The 17091-nt window shown below is 66.1% G+C and carries 12 protein-coding genes and 1 pseudogene; 3 read left to right on the top strand and 10 right to left on the bottom strand.

Annotated elements, in window-relative coordinates:
- Entirely contained in the window at positions 1 to 1308 is a 1308-nt protein-coding gene (locus C7402_RS44615) for an alkaline phosphatase family protein (protein WP_112177153.1), read from the bottom strand.
- 321 nt (positions 1309 to 1629) lie between these two features.
- Between C7402_RS44615 and C7402_RS44620 the strand changes: the two genes are divergently transcribed.
- Positions 1630 to 3045, top strand: a complete 1416-nt coding sequence (locus C7402_RS44620) for an NYN domain-containing protein (protein ID WP_116615101.1) — start codon at positions 1630 to 1632, stop codon at positions 3043 to 3045.
- 302 nt (positions 3046 to 3347) lie between these two features.
- Here the strand turns inward: C7402_RS44620 and C7402_RS44625 are convergent.
- The 9 genes and pseudogenes from C7402_RS44625 to C7402_RS44665 all read right to left on the bottom strand — a co-directional run.
- Positions 3348 to 3584 (bottom strand): annotated as a pseudogene (locus C7402_RS44625) (hypothetical protein); the annotation flags it as partial.
- Between the two features lie 91 nt (positions 3585 to 3675).
- Complete coding sequence (locus C7402_RS44630; RefSeq protein ID WP_112177151.1) at positions 3676 to 4482, bottom strand: bestrophin-like domain; 807 nt, start codon at positions 4480 to 4482, stop codon at positions 3676 to 3678.
- Positions 4479 to 6791: a cation:proton antiporter gene (locus C7402_RS44635; protein ID WP_116615102.1), complete on the bottom strand. Its 2313-nt coding sequence runs from the start codon at positions 6789 to 6791 to the stop codon at positions 4479 to 4481. The genes C7402_RS44630 and C7402_RS44635 overlap by 4 nt, the downstream gene beginning before the upstream one ends.
- A gap of 19 nt (positions 6792 to 6810) precedes the next feature.
- Positions 6811 to 7398 (bottom strand): LutC/YkgG family protein, encoded by a 588-nt coding sequence (locus C7402_RS44640; protein WP_112177149.1) that lies wholly within the window; start codon positions 7396 to 7398, stop codon positions 6811 to 6813.
- Complete coding sequence (locus C7402_RS44645; RefSeq protein WP_112177148.1) at positions 7385 to 8779, bottom strand: lactate utilization protein B; 1395 nt, start codon at positions 8777 to 8779, stop codon at positions 7385 to 7387. Before C7402_RS44645 ends, C7402_RS44640 begins: the two co-directional genes overlap by 14 nt.
- The gene (locus C7402_RS44650) at positions 8776 to 9519 is read right to left on the bottom strand and encodes a (Fe-S)-binding protein (protein WP_112177147.1); all 744 of its coding nucleotides are present in this window, start codon (positions 9517 to 9519) and stop codon (positions 8776 to 8778) included. The genes C7402_RS44645 and C7402_RS44650 overlap by 4 nt, the downstream gene beginning before the upstream one ends.
- A gap of 135 nt (positions 9520 to 9654) precedes the next feature.
- The gene (locus C7402_RS44655) at positions 9655 to 10869 is read right to left on the bottom strand and encodes a porin (RefSeq protein ID WP_116615103.1); all 1215 of its coding nucleotides are present in this window, start codon (positions 10867 to 10869) and stop codon (positions 9655 to 9657) included.
- A 188-nt stretch (positions 10870 to 11057) separates the two neighbouring features.
- Positions 11058 to 12461, bottom strand: coding sequence for an APC family permease (locus tag C7402_RS44660; protein ID WP_244315100.1), 1404 nt, complete (start codon positions 12459 to 12461; stop codon positions 11058 to 11060).
- Positions 12462 to 12847: 386 nt separating this feature from the next.
- The gene (locus C7402_RS44665) at positions 12848 to 13864 is read right to left on the bottom strand and encodes an AraC family transcriptional regulator (RefSeq protein ID WP_112177144.1); all 1017 of its coding nucleotides are present in this window, start codon (positions 13862 to 13864) and stop codon (positions 12848 to 12850) included.
- 217 nt (positions 13865 to 14081) lie between these two features.
- On the opposite strand from C7402_RS44665, the gene C7402_RS44670 reads away from it, so the two are divergent.
- Together C7402_RS44670 and C7402_RS44675 are read left to right on the top strand one after the other, a co-directional pair.
- Entirely contained in the window at positions 14082 to 16064 is a 1983-nt protein-coding gene (locus C7402_RS44670) for a primary-amine oxidase (RefSeq protein ID WP_116615105.1), read from the top strand.
- 7 nt (positions 16065 to 16071) lie between these two features.
- Positions 16072 to 17088: a hypothetical protein gene (locus C7402_RS44675; protein WP_116615106.1), complete on the top strand. Its 1017-nt coding sequence runs from the start codon at positions 16072 to 16074 to the stop codon at positions 17086 to 17088.
- The last annotated feature ends 3 nt before the right edge of the window (positions 17089 to 17091 follow it).

Genomic DNA, 17091 nt, shown 5'->3' on the forward strand with positions numbered 1-17091 from the left:
TTAGAGACTCGTGAAGATGTCCTTGCCGAAGCCGACCAGCCCGGCCTGCCCCGCGTAGCCGAGATAGCCAAGACCGAAGATGTCCTCGATGCTCTTGAGCATCGAATAGTGGTTGTACTGCACCGTCGAGACCGTGCCCGGCTTGATGAACTTCGAGATCATCACCGCGCCCGTGCGGTCGCCGCCGTAGCTTTGCTTGTTCAGCACGAGGTCGATGTTGCCCGAGAGGCCCGTTGCGCTCACGCCCAGCGCCGAGAGGTACGCGGCGGGCACCGTGCCCATCTTCGCGCTTTGCGGGAAAGTGCCGAGGTTCGGGCCCGGCTGCTGGCTGCAACAGGTCTCGCCCGCGAACGTGAAGTCCACCTCGGTCGTGTTCGGCATCGACACGGAGGCGTAGCTGCTCTCGTCGAAGTTGATGATGAGCAGGCCGTCCTGCTTGAACGCCGGCGAAGCCGTGATGATGGGCACCCACTTCTGGAGGAACGCATCGGCCGAAACGAGGCCGCCCGTCGCGCCGTTCGCGCACGGCGCGTCGTGGCCGTCGTCGCAGGTGCTCGGCGTGATGAGGTTGAAGTTCGCCGTGGTCGACACCTGTTGCAGGTCGGTCGTGAGCTGGTTCAGGTTCACGACGTTCTTCTCGCAGTCGGGCGAGTCGATGATCGAGTGGAAGTACATGAACGGGTTGTGGCGCGTGGCGTACGAGTCGCCGGCCGGCGTCGTCGCGTTCGGCGCTTCCTGCGTGTTCGTCAGGTCGGTCGTGTTCAGCGTCGGGTGCCCGCAGGTCGCCGCCTCGCGCGCCGGATCGTTGCCCATGTCGCCTTCATAGCCCTTCCACGTGAGCTTGGCCGCCGTGAGCTGGTCCGCAATCGTTTTCACGCTCGCCGGATAGACGCAGCCCGTACCGATCGCCTGGCCGTCCGAGGTCATGCCCGTGAGGCTGAAATCCTCATAGGTCGTGCAGTCGTTGTCGGTTTGCAGCGTGGGCGCCTGGCCGCTGATCATCGAGATGTAGTTGTCGAGGCTCACGTGCCCCGTGCCGAAATACTGCTGCACGAGCGCGCCCTGCCCGGCAAGCGTCGTCGCGAGGTACGGTGCCTTGGTGCTCGCGCCGAACGTCGTCGTGTAGTTCTCGTTTTCGAGCGTGATGATAAAGACGTGCTTGATTTGCTGCATGGTGCCGGCCGTCGATGCCGACTTGTCCGACGAGCCGCACGCGCTCACGAAGAACGCGACGAAAAGCGCAGCGAAAACGGCACCGAACAGCGCGGAAAAGCGTGCGCCGGCCTTGCCTCTGAAGCGAACAGCCATGGGAGAGTCCTCTGTGTGTCGAGTCGTTTTTGGTTTATTTGCGGTTGCTTGCCGCTTTGGCGCCCTTGCAGCGCTCGCGGCTTATTGGTACCCGGGCGATGCGAAATGCCAGGGCCGCGCAAGCTTACGAATCGTTTGTGACGCTTGCGTGAAAACAGGCGGGTTTTGTGACCGTACGTTCGAAAATCGTTCGAAAGAACCATGCTTGCGCACACAACGAAATCGCCCGTGGCGCGGGACGCCCCGAGCTGGGTTTCCTGACCTGCCCGGTGCAACCCGCTATCATGTGAGTTCGAACTGTAGATGGAACGAACGAATCACATGGCCTCCCCCCAGGAAAACATCAGCATGGCGGTGTTCTGCGACTTCGAGAACGTCGCACTCGGCGTGCGCGACGCGAAGATCGACCGCTTCGATATCAAGCCCGTGCTGGAGCGGCTCTTGCTCAAGGGCAGCATCGTCGTGAAGAAGGCCTATTGCGACTGGGAGCGCTACAAGGGCTTCAAGGCCGCGATGCACGAAGCGAGCTTCGAGCTGATCGAAATTCCGCACGTGCGCCAGTCGGGCAAGAACTCGGCCGATATCCGCCTCGTCGTGGACGCGCTCGACCTCTGCTATACCAAGTCGCACGTGGACACCTTCGTGATCGTGAGCGGCGACTCCGACTTCTCGCCGCTCGTCTCGAAGCTGCGCGAGAACGCCAAGAAGGTGATTGGCGTGGGCGTGAAGCACTCCACTTCCGACCTGCTCGTCGCCAACTGCGACGAATTCATCTTCTATGACGACCTGGTGCGCGAGCTCGGGCGCGAACTCGGACGCGAACAGCAGGCGCAAGGCAAAGGCAAGGCCAAGGGCGACGCGGGCGCGAAGCGCCAGGGCGGCGAGGATCGCCAGCCGAAGCAGGAAGGCGACGAGCGCAAGTCCAAGGCCGTGGCGTTCGCGATCGAGACGCTCGACGCGCTCGTGCTGGAGCGCGGCGAAAGCGGCAAGATCTGGGCCTCGGTGCTCAAGAGCGCCATCAAGCGCCGCCGGCCCGACTTCAACGAAACGCGCTATGGCTTTCGCGCCTTTGGCAATCTGCTAGAAGAAGCGCAGTCGCGCGGCCTGCTCGAAGTGGGCCGCGACGACAAGTCGGGAACGTGGGTGTCGCGACTGAATCCGCCGCCGCTCGCGCTCTCCGCTCCGGCGCCGGCCGCGCAGGAGAACCCACCGCCGCGTAACGAGGAATCGCGCTCGAAGCGCAAGGGCCGCCGCAACGGCCGTGGCGGCTCATCGGCTCAGGACACGCGTGAAGCCACGTTCGAGGTGAGCGTCGAGGCACAGGGCGAAATTCCGTTCGAAGCCGCTGAAGCGCATGCGTGGCCGCATGACGAAGCGTCGCTGCCCTTCTCCGCCGAGCCGTTTAGCGCTGGCGAGCCGGTGCATGCACCGCACGAGACGTACGAAGCGCACGACAGGTACGAAGCGCATGACACGCACGGCGCACACGCGCCCCTGAGCGTCGAGGCCGAGCCGGAAGCGCCAGCCGAAGCGCAAGCCGCCCCGAGGCGAGCGCGCAAGACGGCGGCACGCAAGAGCCCCGCACGCAAGAAGGCAGCGAAGAAAGACGACGCAACCCAGGTCGCGTCTGCGGACGAAGCCGTGGCAGCAGCCCCGGCCGCGCCTGCGGCCGAACCCGCCGCGAAGAAAACGCGGACGCGCCGCGCCCGCAGCAAGCCCGCGGCGGAAGAGAGCTGATCCGCTGAGGCGGGAACGGGGGCCGCGCCGATCTGCACGCGACGCGCGCTTCAATCGTCCCCGAAGGGGTTCGGCCCGCGCTTGCCCCGCTGCGGCTGCGCATTGTCATCGCCGGGCTTTGCGTCGTCAAAGGGATTCGACTTGCCCTTGGGTGTCGAGTCGTCGAAGGGGCTGGCCGCGGGCGCGGCCTTCGCCTCGCCGAACGGATTGCGCGCGGCGGCGCGCGTCGTGCCGCCGAAAGGATCGCCCGCCTCTTGAGCCGCGTCGGGCTGCGGCTGCGGCGGCTCCGCCTCGTCCGGCGCTTGCGCGAGGTTGTATTCGGCCTGCACCTGGGCGAGCACGCGCGCGATGCTCGCCTCGAAACCGGCGGCGTTGCCGAAGTGCTGCATCGTCCAGTTGCTGCCGGTGCGATCGGGCGCCTGCGACTGCGGGCGCGGGACGCCGATCTTCACACCGTCTTCGAGCACTTCCTGCAAGCGGTGCAGCCGCCGGTGCACCTCCTCTTGCAGGCGCGAAGCATTGAGCGTCTTGCGCAACATTGCGAATCTCCTTTCCTGTACGCGTCACGTCGCGCGAGTCTAGCGCAACGCACGCGCGACCGGCGCAAGCACGGTGGGCGCTCCGGGCGCCTCAGGCTGCCGGAGCGCTCATGTGCGCGAGCGCGTCGCGCATCGAGTCGCTCGGCACCACCAGTTGCCCCGTGAAGGGCGTGTCGAGATCGGCGATCACATAGACAGCCGAGGAGATCGACACAGCGCCGAGCAGGATCAGTACGATCGCCAGCGCATTATGCGGCGCGACAAGACCAAAGCTCAGAAAGATCAGGACCAGCCATAGCGCCAGCATCGTGAAGAACGGCCGCGAGATCGTGCCGTGCGCTTCCTCGATAAGCCGCCAGCGCGTGTCCGTCACGCGGCCGAACAACTGCGGCAGCGTGCCCGCGAGCGCCTGATGGTAGGCGTCGTGCGGCGCGAGCGTGTCGATCTCGTGCCCCACCGCGTCGAGCAGCGCCCCGAGCGGGCGGCTTTCGAGTTCGTCGTTGTTCCCGGCCGGGTCGTGCGGATAGTAGTTGCCGGCCGGCGGCTTTTCCTGCGTCCAGGTCGAGGCGATCGCGCTGGCCGTATAGGCGCGCAGCAAGGTGCGCGCCGCGGACGCATCGGGGCCGTAATCGCGCAGGCGCTGATCGAGCTGGATGAGGTTGGCGGCGTAGGCGCGCATGTCGTTGGTGGCCGTGTCGAAGCTCGATTTCGCCGACGCGGTGAGCAAGCTCAGCACGAGCGCCGCGAACGTCACGAGCATGCCGATGACGAGTTGCACGAGCTGCACCGTTTCGTGCTTGCGATGCTCCTCGGGCAGCAGCGGCCGCAACAGCAGGCCGAGCCCCGTGCCCCCGAGCAGCAGCACGAACACGAGCACGGCCGACTCGATCTCCGTCATGACGACGATCTCCGCTCCGCCGCTTCGGCAGCGCTCTCCTCCGGCGACGTGGCGTATTGCGGGGCATCGCTTCCGGCGGCTTTCGCGGCATCCGCCGGGGCGTCGTTTGCGGCGTCCGCAGTTGCGTCCTCAGTTGCGTCCTTAGCTGCATCGTGCGTGGCGTTTTGCGCGCCGCGCGCGATCGCCGCATCGATGCGCTCGTGAATCGCATGGGAGTCGGTTTCGCTCGGCACGATGTCCGGATGCGCCCTCGGCACCGCGAGCTTCCACGCCACGTCCAGCTCGCGGCGAATCGCGTCGTAGATTTCCTTCGAAATCGACCGGTCCTCGTACATCGCCGCCACGCGCTCGCGCCCTTCGCGCAGCGCGTAGAGCAACAGCATGCGGCGCTCCAGCACGTCGGCGGCGCGGCCAAAGCACTCGCGCACTTCCTCCAGGCCCCGCTCGGCCGCCTCGATACGGGCCTTGAGGATCGCCTTGAGCAGGTGGGCGAGCCGCTCGCCCAGCAGCGGCGTGAGGCTCGTGTCGTTGAACACGATCAGCTGATGCAGCACCACGCGGCGACACATCAGGAGTTCGAAGCGATCGGCCAGCGCATCGCCGTACGGTTGCCGGATGCGCAGCCAGCGGTACAGAAAGCGCGCGACGCGCATGCCCGGCGTATCCGCGAGGATCTTCGCCGCCGCCCGCTGATAGCCGATGCGTCCGCCCGTGCGCGCCTCTTCGACCATGGCGTCGGTGTTGCGCATCATCGCATCGAGATTGCGGATCGTGATGATCCCGCTGCCATACTGCGGAATCATGTCGCGCTCCTTGGCCGAGAGCGTGACGAGGCCGATCACGAGCCGTTCGCGCTCGGTGAGCGCCGCTTCGATATCGAACGCCGTCGCGCCGATGTCGATGCTATGGCGGTAGGTGCTGCACGCCTGGTCGGCGATCGCCTCGGGAATATGGAACGTGCGCGCGGCCATGTGCACGCGCGCGGACACGCCGATTGCCGATAGCTGCACCGCCTTCTGTTGCAGCGCCTGCTCCTGGGGCGAGAGCAGATCGAGATGCAACCGCCGGATCAGCAGCTTGAGCGACGTGCCGTTGACGATCAGGCTCACCAGCACGAAGCCGGTCGCGAGAATCGCGACGAAGCGGCGCGTGGACTCGGGCAGCGCCGTGTCTTGTGCCAGGCCGAGCGCGAGCACGAGCGTGACCGCCCCGCGCAACCCGCCCCACGCGATCACGAGCTTGTAGGCGGCGCTCACGGGCTCAGTGAGGCGCAAGCGGCTCAGCAGCGGCAACATGCCGAACACCACGACGAGGCGTGCGGCGAGCGCCGCGACCACCACCACGGCGAGCGCGATGAGATCGACCCAGTGCGCGTCGCGCAGCGTGGCGGGAATCTGCATGGCGGCCAGCAAAAAGATGGCCGCGCCCGCCATGGCCGCGATCTGTTCCCAGATCAGTTGCAGATGCTGCCAGTTCAACGGCGACAGACGCGTGCGGCCCAGCCCGCTGATCACAAGCCCGGCGGCGACCACGGACACCACGCCCGAGACATGCAGCATCTGATCGGCGAACAGATAAAGCGGATACGGCAGCGCGAAGCTCAGCGATATTTCGGCCTTGCCCTCGCCGCCCAGCAACGGAATGAGCCACGCAAACGCGCGGCCCGCGAGCGCGCCGACCAGGAGGCCGCCGCCCAGTGCGATGCCGAGCGAGCGCAGCGCGGCCGTGGCCGAGACATTAGCGGCGTCGCCAGTGATGGCGGCGATCAGCACGCTCGCAATGGCGATGGCCGCGGCGTCGTTGAGCAGGCTCTCCCCTTCGACGAGGCGCACGAGGCGCTCGGGCGCGCCCACTTCGCGGAACACGGCGAGCACGGCGGAGGGATCGGTCGTCGCGATCATCGCGCCGAGCAAGAGGCCGTCGGCGAGCGGCCCGAGGCCCGTGAGCCGGATCGCGCCGCCCACCATGCCGGTCGCGACGAACACGGCCACCACCGCGAGCAGCAGGATGGGCGCGGCGTCGCCCAGCATCTCGCGCACGTTCACGCTGAGCGCGGCCTGAAAGAGCAGCGGCGGCAGGAAGATCCACAGGTACGCTTCGGGCGGCAGCCGCGGCGCGAGCGCCGGGGTCACGAAGCTTTCGGCGAGCGCGGGCCAGGCCTCGCCGCTCACGAGATAAACGCCGCCGAGCGTGAAGCCCCACGCGGCGAGGAGGACCGATTCGGAAATCGACCAGCGCAGGCTCACCGCCTGAACGAGCGCGATGCTCGCCAGCAGAAAACCGCTCAGGAGAAGGACGTGGATGACCATTGTGTGTCGCGCGCCGCCGTCACGATGGCGGCAACCAGACCACCGTCAACGATCTCACCCCTTGTGCGCCCTGGATCAGCACGCCCTCGATGTCGGCCGTAGCCGAGGGGCCCGTGACGAGCGCCGCATAGCGCGCGCCGCGAAAATCCTCGCGCCGGTAGGCGTCCTGCAACCCCGCCACCAGACGCGCGGGATCGAGCAGCACCACGAGATGCTGCACGATATAGCCGAGCGCGTTCACCACGTACTCGCGCTCGCTGAGCCACACCGAACCCGTTTCCGCCACGCCGAAGCGTGCGCGCACCACGCCCACGTCGACGTCTTCGAGCGAAGCCGGCTTCGTGGCCGCGTTGAAGTCGCGCGTGCCCTGCACCTCGGGTGTGGCCGAGGCGATGCGCGCCTCGCTGCCGAAGCGCCGCAAGATGAGCGCGCGCACGTCGTCCGCTGCGCGCACCTCCACCTCGCCGCCGCCCATCAGCTTGAGCGCCGCACAAAAGCGCTCGCGCAGGTCGCCCGGCGGCGCTTCGAAAAGCGGCACTTCCGGCAACGGTTCATGCGCGGGCTGCGCGGCGCGCACACGCGCGAGAAAGGCTTCACGATCCGCCATTGCCGCCTCCCTTGCGGTTCTTCCGGTACCACGCGTGGAACGTCGTGCGCGGCACGTGCGGCAGCTCGCGCTGCTTGCCCCAGATATTGAGCGGGTTATAGAGCATGAAGTTGGGCAGGCGCCGCAACGCGCCTTCGAGCGACGAGACGGCGCCGCGATAAAGCGTCGGACTGCCGAGCAATCGCCCGGCCATCTTCAGCACTTCCTGTTTCACGAACGGCAACTCGTGCTGCGCCGCGATCACCTGGCGCCACTGATAAATCTGCTCGTGAATGTTGATCTTCACCGGGCAGACGTTCGTGCAACTGCCGTTGAGCGTCGAGGCGAACGGCAGCGCACTGAAGCGCTTGAGATCGAAAGTGGGATTGATGATCGCGCCGATGGGCCCCGCATAGGTGCTGCCGTACGAAAGGCCGCCGCTGCGGCGGTACACGGGGCAGGTGTTCATGCACGCGCCGCAGCGGATGCATTTGAGCGAGTACCAGAACTCCGGCATGGCCAGGCGCGCGCTGCGCCCGTTGTCGACGAGCACGAAGTGCATCTCCGCGCCCGGGCGCGGCGCGCGGAAATGCGAGGTGTATTGCGTGATGGGCGAGCCGAGCGCGCTGCGCGAGAGCATGCGGATGAACACGCCGAGGTCGGACAGGCGCGGTATCAGCTTCTCGATGCCCATCGACACGATATGCAGCGGCGGCACGTTCGCGGAGAGGTCCGCGTTGCCTTCGTTGGTGCACACGACCACGGTGCCCGTTTCGGCCACCGCGAAGTTGCAGCCGGTCATGCCCGCTGTTTTCTCGCGCACGAACCAGGGCCGCGTATTCATGCGCTGGCTTTCGGCCAGATAGTGAATGTCGTTGTTGTGCGGGTCGGTGCCGATGGTGCGGCCGAACACTTCGGCGACGTCGTCGCGCAGCTTGTGAACGGCGGGCACGACGATATGGCTGGGCGGCTGCCGGTCGAGTTGCTGGATGCGCTCGCCGAGATCCGTCTCCATGACCGAGATGCCGCGCGACTCCAGGTACGGGCGCATCTCGCACTCGTCGGTGAGCATCGACTTGCTCTTCACGAGCGCCGTCATGCCGCGCTCGCTCAGAATGCGGTAGACGGTTTCGTTGTGCTCCTCGGCCGTATCGGCGAAATGCACCTGCACGCCGTTGGCCGCCGCCGTGCGCGTGAACTGGTCGAGATAGTCGGCGAGATGCGAGAGCGTGTGCGCCTTGATCTGCGAGGCGAGCGTGCGCAGCGTTTCCCATTCGGGAATCGCGTGAGCCTGCGCATCGCGCTTCGTGCGCAGGTCCCAGAGCCGTTTGTCGTGGAAGGCCACGTGCTCGGGCCGCGAGAGAAACGCTCCGGCGAGCCTGGCGTGTTCGATGCGCTTCATTCGCGCGCTCCGTTGAGAACCTGCGCGATGTGGATGAAGCGGATCTCCGCGTTCATCCGTTCGGCGCAGCCCTGCTGGTGCATGAGGCAGGACATGTCCGCAGAAACGATGTACTGCGCGCCCGCGCTCACGTGATCGACGACCTTGTCCTGGCCCATGCGCACCGAAACCGCTTCCTCGGTCACCGCGAACGTGCCGCCAAAGCCACAGCATTCGTCGGGTCGCGCGGGCTTCACGAACTCGATGCCCTTCACGTGTTCGAGCAGCGCAAGCGGCTTCGAAAAGGCCGGACCGGCCACCTCGGAAATGGATGCTTCGTGCAGATGGCGCAGCGCGCTGCAACTGTTGTGCAGACCGACTCGCCAGGGGAACTCGGCCCACGGGAAATCGCGCGCGCCGAGCACATCGTGGAGGAATTCGACCAGCTCGTACGTGCTCTCGCGAACCTTGCGCACTTCGTCGGTCTGCTCGATCGCGTTGAAGTGATCGCGCACGTGATTCACGCAGCTCGCGGAAGGCCCGACGACATAGTCATAGCCCGCGAACGCGCGCGCGTACACGCGCTCCGCGCCGGCCGCCTCGGCCTGCGCGCCGCTGTTGGCCATGGGCTGGCCGCAGCAGGTCTGCTCGAGCGGATAGTCGACCTCACAGCCGAAGCGCTCCAGCAGTTCGAGCGTCGCGATCCCGACTTCGGGGTAGAACGCGTCGATGAAGCAGGGGACGAAGAGAGCGACTTTCATGCTCGGGCTCACGCGAAAAGCGGACCTGAACATTCTACTGCCGAACGGCGCAAGCGCTCCGCCAGCGTGTACAGCTCAGGTCGCACAGGTCTTGCCGCGCTGCGTCATGCCCCCTGCCCTGGCGCGCCCATTGGCTCAGAAGTTATGGCGGATGCCCGCGATCACCGCGATTTGCTTGTCGCTGTCCGAGTTCACGAGGTTCGGAATCTGCGCGAGGTTCTGCGTCGCGCCGTTCGCCGGATCGATGCCGAGCCCCGCTCCCGACGACTTCTGCCCGATCGCCACCGCATAGACCGCCGTGCGCTTGGAGAGGCTGTATACGGCGCCCAGGTTGATCTGATGCAGCCGCGTGGACGATGCGCCGTCCGGATGCGCGTCGTTGAAGATATAGGCGAAACCGAATTGCAGCGCCGGCGAGTATTGCCACGACGTGTTCAGCTCGGCGATGTCAAAGGAGATGTCCGCGCCTTGCGGCCGCGCCGCATCGGCGAAATACAGGCTATGCGAAAGGCGCGTGTGCGTATAGCTGAGCGCGACCGACACCTTGCCGAACGCGTACGAGCCGCCCGCGCCGAAGATATTCACGCGCTGCGCGTTCTGTAGTTCGCAGTACGATGCAGATGGATTGCTGCAACTGAAGTCGCCGATATAGCCGCTCTCCCCGCCGAGCGCCGCCTGCAATGGATTGCGCAATTCCAGGTAGCCCGCCGAAAGCGAAAGCGGCCCGTTCGCATAGTTCGCCGCCACCGACCAGCCGCGATTTTGCGAGAAGTTCCCCGCCACGCCGCCAAAGCTGAACAGGCCACCGATCGTGAAGCCGCCAAAGCTCGGACTCACGTACTTGACCGAATTGTTGAAGTTGAACGCTTCGTTGAGGTTGTCCACGTCGCCGAAATGCGAGCCGTAGAGCGTCGCCCAGTTGTTGCTCGACGCATAGGCGCCGAGGTCGTCCGAGAACGGGTCGTACTGGCGCCCGAGCGTGAGCGTGCCGAAGCGGGTGTTCGCCACGCCCACCCAGGCGTTGCGGTTAAAGAGCGTGCCGCCTTGCAGCAGCGCGCCGTTCTGCGAAAAGAAGCTGTTTTCCAGCGTGAAATTGACCGTGGTGCCGTCGCCGATGTCCTCGCTGCCCGTGAGGCCCCAGCGCGAAGGCACGAGATTGCCGCCGCCCAGTTGCCAGTTCGCGTGGCCACTCGTGCTGCCGTCGGCATGCGTGACCTGCTGGTTGTTCGTGTAGACGAGGCCCACGTCCATCGTACCGTAGAGCGTGACCGAAGATTGTGCGTGCGCGCCAGTCGCAAGGGCGCACGAAGCCAGCGCCAGCGCCGTGCGCTTGACGAATTGCGTTGCCATATCGTTGTCTTGTTCGAAGAGAGATGGGCCGCGCCGCGAAGCTCGTCGCGCGCGCGACCGGAGCGCGGCGCGCCAGGTGCGCGCCGCCCGATCAGGGTCTTGCGGGAACTGCGTGAGGCGCGTGAAGCGTGTGCGCGGTGTGAAGCGCGACGCTACTGGCCGAGCTACTGGCCGCGCTACTGGCCGCGCTACTGGCCGAATCGCGCGTAGATATCCGGACGCGAGCGCTTGAGCACGAAGGCGATCGCCACGCCGAACAACGCCACGGCGAGCACGATCCAGGGGAACGAGCGCACGACGGGGCTATCGGAGCCCGAGAGCGCGTCGAGATTGCCGATCAGCACGATGCCGATCGCAAGCAGACCGAAGCCGCCCAGCACCGGTGCGAGCAGCGCATGCCAGAGCCGCGTGTCCTTTTTCGTGGCGCGGAAGAAGGCCACCACCGAAAAGCTCGTGAGCGCTTGCAACATGACGATACCGATGGTGCCGAGCGCCGAGGTGCAGCTGAACACGATATTGAACGGATCGCTGTTCGCGGCCACGAACACGCCGAGCGGCACGGCCACCGAGAGCGTTTGCAGATAGCTCGCGAGATACGGCGAACCGTACTTCGGGTGCAGACGGTCCAGCACGGCCGGCAGGATGCCCTCGCCCGAGAGTGCGTGGATGTAGCGCACGATCGTGTTGTGGAACGACAGCAGGCTCGCGAAAATGCTGGAGAGCAGCAGGAAGCTCATGGTCGTGGTCATAGCGCCGCCCAGGTACTTCGTCGACTGGATGAACCAGAAGTCGCCGGGTTGCTTCGTCGCCACTTCCGTGACGTTGTCGATGCCATAGGCGCAAACGATGGCCCACGTGACAAACGCAAAGAACACGAGAATGAGCGTGACCGACACGTAGGTGGCGCGCGGCACCGTGACCTTCGGGTCGCGGCACTCCTTGCCGTAGATCGCCGTGGCCTCGAAGCCGATGAAGGACGCGAGCGCGAACATCGCGGCGATACCCAGATGGCCGCTGAACACATGACGCGGCGCGAACGGCGCGAGCGTGAGGCCGTCCGGGCCGCCGTGGTGAATCACGATCGCAAGGCTCAGCAGCAGCAGGATGCCGAGTTCGAGACACATGAGCACGCCGAGCAGGCGGCTGTTCAGGTCGATGCCGCGCAGGCCCGTGAACTGCACGATCACGAGGCACGCAAACGACCACACATACCAGGGCACGGCGGCATGCACGAGCGGCCCGAGCACCACGGTGCAGAAGAAGCCGAACAGGCCATACAGCGCGATCTGGATGCTCGTGTACGAGAGCAGCGCGACGAGCGCGCCGGCCATGCCGGCGGGACGCCCGAAGCCCGCGGTGATGTACGCATAGAACGCGCCTGCACGCACGATGTGACGGCTCATCGAAGCGAAGCCGACGCTGAACACGAGCAGCACGGCGCCCGCCAGCACGAACGCACCCGGAATGCCCGCGCCGTTGCCGAGGCTGATGGCGGGCGGCACGGCGCCCAGCATGCCGGTGAGCGGCGCGGCCGCCGAGATGACGAGAAAGACGATCTGCCAAAGCCCGAGGAGGCTTCGGTTCGACGCCACTGCGGACTCGCCTGCCGGCTGCGCTGCGGGAGCGCCGGCGGCCAGGTGAGTGGGAGAATACGGTTCGTTCATCGTTGCCTCTGTTGGTGTCTGTCCTGGATTCGCCATGCGACACGATGAACAATCGCGTGCCTGTGGCGCTCGACGTATCGAATTTCCCGATTCGATTTGAGCGCATGTTAGGCAGCTAATAAATTTGCCGACCTGGCGCAACGCGCCAAATTTTCGATAAATTGCGCCAGGCCGGGAGCGGGTTTTCACTGAATGCCGTCAAACGGTCGTTATTACTTTCGGCATCCTGATCAAATGCGTGAACGGGAAATACGTGCTTTGTTCAGCCAACAGACTTACCGTTTCATATCAATCAGCTTTCAACGCGTTTTTAGCTAGCGCGTTCGCTTCACACCCGTGCGGCCCCAATTGCGCGTGGCGCGCCACAGCACCGTGGCGTCGGCGTAACCCACGGCGCGCGCCACGGCCGCGTTGGTCATGCCGTCCTGCTCGCGCAGCACGGCCACGCTGCGCTCGCGCTCCTCGCGAATGATCTGCCGCACCGAGGTGCCCGCCTCGCCGAGGTGACGCTGCAACGAGCGGTCGGATAGCCCGAGATCGCGGGCGATATCTGCGACCACCAGCTTCTCGCGCGCGAGCCGGCGCGTGACGAGATCGCGCACCTGGTCGACGAGCGAGTGTGGGAGCGTATCGCGCGAAATGAGGTCGGTAGCGTGACGTTCCATCATGCGCGCCATCTGCACGTCGGCGCTCTTGAGCGGGGCGTCGAGATCCAGCGGATGCAGGACCACGCCGCTCGCCGGTTGCTGGAAGCGCACCGGCACGCGAAACACGCGCATATAGGGCTTGAGGTCGGCGGGCGCCGCGTGCTCGAAATGCACCTCCACGGGCGCCCACGCCGCGCCGCGCACGAGGCGGATCATGTGGCACATCGCCGAGACGCTGTATTCGGCGTCCTGGCGGCGCGGCCAGATGTGCGTATGCGCGATGCGATAGCTCCACATCGGCCACTCGTTGTCGCGCACGAGATCGACCGCCGTCCCGCTCTGCCAGGAGCCGAGCGCGTCGGTGAACTTGCGGATTGCGGAACCGAGCGTAGGCGACGACATGAACACGAGTCCGGCCGGCCCCAATTCGGTGAGTTGCAACTCCGAGCCGAGGCGCAGGCCGAGATACGGTTCGTCGAGCACGTTCGCCGCGCGTTCGAACGCACCGACGTAGCGCCCGAGCGCCACGATTTCATAAGGATTGGAAAGCTGCCGGCGGCTCAGCCCGAACTCGGCCAGCAATGCATCGCAGTCCGCATCAGCGGCGTCGAGCGCACGCATGATGGGGCCCATCACGGCGCCGCGAATCATGGGGAAACCGCTATTGACAGGCACTCTTTTCATGTCTCGCTCCATTAGGGCCTGTTTGCGATGACGGCCTTAACCGTCGATCGTCTCTGGCGCACTCTATCGCCCCTTTGGCGCGCTTTGCAAGCGCGAAAAAAATACGGCGTTTCTACGATTTGGCCATCGACATCGCAAGAGGCGGCCACGGTTTTCCCCGCTTTCTTCATACCGTCTCACGCGATGTTGCGCCCAACGTCATCCTTACGAAATGCTTATGAACACGAATCCGAATGCGCATCCGCTCGACCTGCTCAGCATCGCCGAAATGCAGCTCGCCTGTGACATCGTGAAAGCCGCCGAGCAGCTCGATGAATACGGGCGCTTCCCCGTCACCGAATTGATGGAGCCGCCCAAGGCCGAAGTCGTCGCCTACAAGCCGGGCGATTATTATTCGCGGCGCGCCTTCGTCATTGCGATCGACCGCACGCGCAACCAGACGATCGAATTCGTCGTGGACCTGCGCGAGAAAAAGGTGGAATCGCGCAAGGCACTCGCGCTGCAAAGCGCGCCGTATGGCCAGCCGCCCGTGATGATCGAGGACTTCATGAATGCGGAGCGCATCGTGAAGGAAGACGCCGCATGGCGCGAAGCCATCAAGAAGCGCGGGCTGAGCGAAGACGATCTCGCACGCGTGCAGGTCGATCCGTTCTCGGCAGGCGCCTTCGACCGGCCGAACGAAAACGGCCGCCGCCTCGTGCGCTGCGTGAGCTACTACCGCGAGTCCGTGACCGACAACGGTTATGCGCACCCGATCGAAGGCGTGGTGGCCGTGGTGGACCTGCTCGCGCAAAAAGTGATCGAACTCGTCGACGACGGCCGCATCATTCCCATTCCGCGCGCGAAGCACAACTACGACACGCCGAGCCTCGGCGAGCCGCGCAGCACGGTCAAGCCGCTGTCGATCAGCCAGCCCGAAGGCCCGAGCTTCACGATCGACGGCTGGCAGGTTAGTTGGCAGAACTGGAAATTCCGCGTGGGCTTTACGCCCCGTGAAGGGCTCGTGCTGCACCAGATCACCTGGGACGACGGCAAGAGCGCACCGCGCCCCATCGTCTACCGGGCGAGCGTGACCGAGATGTGCGTGCCCTACTCGGACCCGACCACGAACCACTACTGGAAAAGCGCGTTCGATGCGGGCGAGTACGGCCTCGGCAAGCTTGCGAACCAGTTGGAACTGGGTTGCGACTGCCTGGGCACGATCCGCTATTTCGACATTCCGAGCGCCGACGACTTCGGCAACGGCTTCGTCATGAAGAACGCCGTGTGCCTGCACGAAGAGGACTACGGCACGCTCTGGAAGCACTACGAATTCCGCACCGGCGTGTTCGAAATGCGCCGCTCGCGCCGCCTCGTGATCTCGTTCTTCGCGACCGTGGGCAATTACGACTACGGCTTCTACTGGTACTTCTATCAGGACGGCACGATCCAGCTCGAGTGCAAGCTCACGGGCATCATCCAGACGTCGGCGGTGGCCGACGGCGACACCTACCCGTGGGGCGGCATGGTGACCGAGAACCTGGGCGGCCCGACGCATCAGCACTTCTTCAACGCGCGTCTGCACATGATGGTGGACGGCGAGAAGAACTCCGTGACCGAGCACGAGTTCGTGCCGCGCCCCATGGGCCCGGAGAACCCGTACGGCAACGTGTTCGACACGACGAAGCGGGTGCTCAAGACCGAGCAGGAAGCGGCGCGCAACGCCAACGGCCAGACGGGGCGCTTCTGGAAGGTCGTGAACCCGAATGTGAAGAATCGCGTGGGCGCGAATCCGGGCTACAAGCTCATCATCAACGACTCGCCGCTCATGCTCGCCGATCCGAACTCGAAAGTGCGCCAGCGCGGCGGTTTCGCCACGCGCCACGTGTGGGTCACGCCGTACGACACGACGCAGCGCTACGCGAGCGGCGACTGCCCGAACCAGCACGCGGGCGGCGACGGCCTGCCGCGCTATATCGAGGCGAACCGCAACGTGGAGAACGAGGACATCGTGCTGTGGCACAGCTTTGGCCACACGCACGTGTGCAAGCCCGAGGATTTCCCGGTGATGCCGGTGGAGTATGCGGGCTTCATGCTCAAGCCCAATAACTTCTTCTACGGCAACCCGGCGATGGACCTGCCGGGCGGGCGCGATCCGCACAGCGTGCAGGACGGCGCACCCGCGCCCGAAGCGCAATCGTGCTGCCACAGCAAGCCGTGAGCACGCGATGACGTTGCGCGGGCGCCACCCTGCCGTCATGAATGCGCTGCGCGCGCTCGCGTTGTGGAGCGCGGTCACGGGCAGCGCCTGTGCACTCGCCGCGGGCGTCATGCTCGCGGCCATGCAGGCGGGCGGCGCGCTTGCGGCCTACGCGGCCAGCACGCTCGCCTTGCTGGCGATGGCGCTCGTTCCCGCGGCGCTGGTACGGTCCTTTGGCCAGCACGCCACGGTGCCGGTGGCAAGCGCACTCGTTCTCACGATGGCGGCGATGAGCGCCGCGGCGGCCTGGGCGCGCACGGGCACGGCGGCGGGTGCGGCACCGCTCGTGCTCTGTGGCGTCGCCCTGCTCGCGGCGCTCTGGTGGCGTTCGCGGCGCTCACGGCGCGTGGCGACGCCGCGACCGGCGCATACGCACACCGTGGCACGCGCTGGCGCACGCCTCGCGGCGCCTGCGTGGCGCAGTGGCGCGGTGCTGATCGCGCCCGCGCTGCTCGCCGGGCTGTCCAGCGGCATGCTCGCGCGTTTCCAGTTCTTCGCGCTCTGCGGCGCAAGCGCGGCCTCGGTAACGCAAGTCGCGGTCTCGCTTGCCGTCGTGACGTTCGCAGGCTGGCTCGCGGAGCGCGTCGGCCACGGGCGCGCGCTGCTCGCCCTCTTCGTGCTGCGCGGCGTGCTGCTCGCGGCGCTCACGCTGAACGCGCTCGCGCCATGGATCGCGCTCGCCGCGCCCGCATTCGCGCTGATCGACTTTCTCACGCTGCCCACGCTCATGCGCGCAGGCCGCGCCGCGCGCGCCTCGGGAGCGGGCTGCCCCGGTCTGGCACATCACGCGGGCATGGTCGCCGGCGCGGCGCTCGCCACGACGTCATGGGGCTTCGGCGCGGGCTTTTATGCGCTGTTCCTGCTTGGCGGCGCACTCAATCTTGCGTGCGCGTTCGCACTCGCCATGCCGCGCGCGACGACGGCACGCACGCTCTACTCCGCTGCGCCCGCGCTCGCTGCGGGCGGCGCACTCGACCTTCGCTGAAGC

Origin of the sequence: Paraburkholderia unamae (assembly GCF_003096875.1) — a bacterium.
In the GTDB taxonomy this organism is placed as follows: domain Bacteria; phylum Pseudomonadota; class Gammaproteobacteria; order Burkholderiales; family Burkholderiaceae; genus Paraburkholderia; species Paraburkholderia unamae.

Bases quoted from the DNA above. Each gene is read 5' to 3' on its own strand.
- C7402_RS44615 (WP_112177153.1), bottom strand. From the start codon at position 1,308: ATGGCTGTTCGCTTCAGAGGCAAGGCCGGCGCACGCTTTTCCGCGCTG.
- C7402_RS44620 (WP_116615101.1), top strand. From the start codon at position 1,630: ATGGCCTCCCCCCAGGAAAACATCAGCATGGCGGTGTTCTGCGACTTC.
- C7402_RS44630 (WP_112177151.1), bottom strand. From the start codon at position 4,482: ATGACGGAGATCGAGTCGGCCGTGCTCGTGTTCGTGCTGCTGCTCGGG.
- C7402_RS44635 (WP_116615102.1), bottom strand. From the start codon at position 6,791: ATGGTCATCCACGTCCTTCTCCTGAGCGGTTTTCTGCTGGCGAGCATC.
- C7402_RS44640 (WP_112177149.1), bottom strand. From the start codon at position 7,398: ATGGCGGATCGTGAAGCCTTTCTCGCGCGTGTGCGCGCCGCGCAGCCC.
- C7402_RS44645 (WP_112177148.1), bottom strand. From the start codon at position 8,779: ATGAAGCGCATCGAACACGCCAGGCTCGCCGGAGCGTTTCTCTCGCGG.
- C7402_RS44650 (WP_112177147.1), bottom strand. From the start codon at position 9,519: ATGAAAGTCGCTCTCTTCGTCCCCTGCTTCATCGACGCGTTCTACCCC.
- C7402_RS44655 (WP_116615103.1), bottom strand. From the start codon at position 10,869: ATGGCAACGCAATTCGTCAAGCGCACGGCGCTGGCGCTGGCTTCGTGC.
- C7402_RS44665 (WP_112177144.1), bottom strand. From the start codon at position 13,864: ATGAAAAGAGTGCCTGTCAATAGCGGTTTCCCCATGATTCGCGGCGCC.
- C7402_RS44670 (WP_116615105.1), top strand. From the start codon at position 14,082: ATGAACACGAATCCGAATGCGCATCCGCTCGACCTGCTCAGCATCGCC.
- C7402_RS44675 (WP_116615106.1), top strand. From the start codon at position 16,072: ATGACGTTGCGCGGGCGCCACCCTGCCGTCATGAATGCGCTGCGCGCG.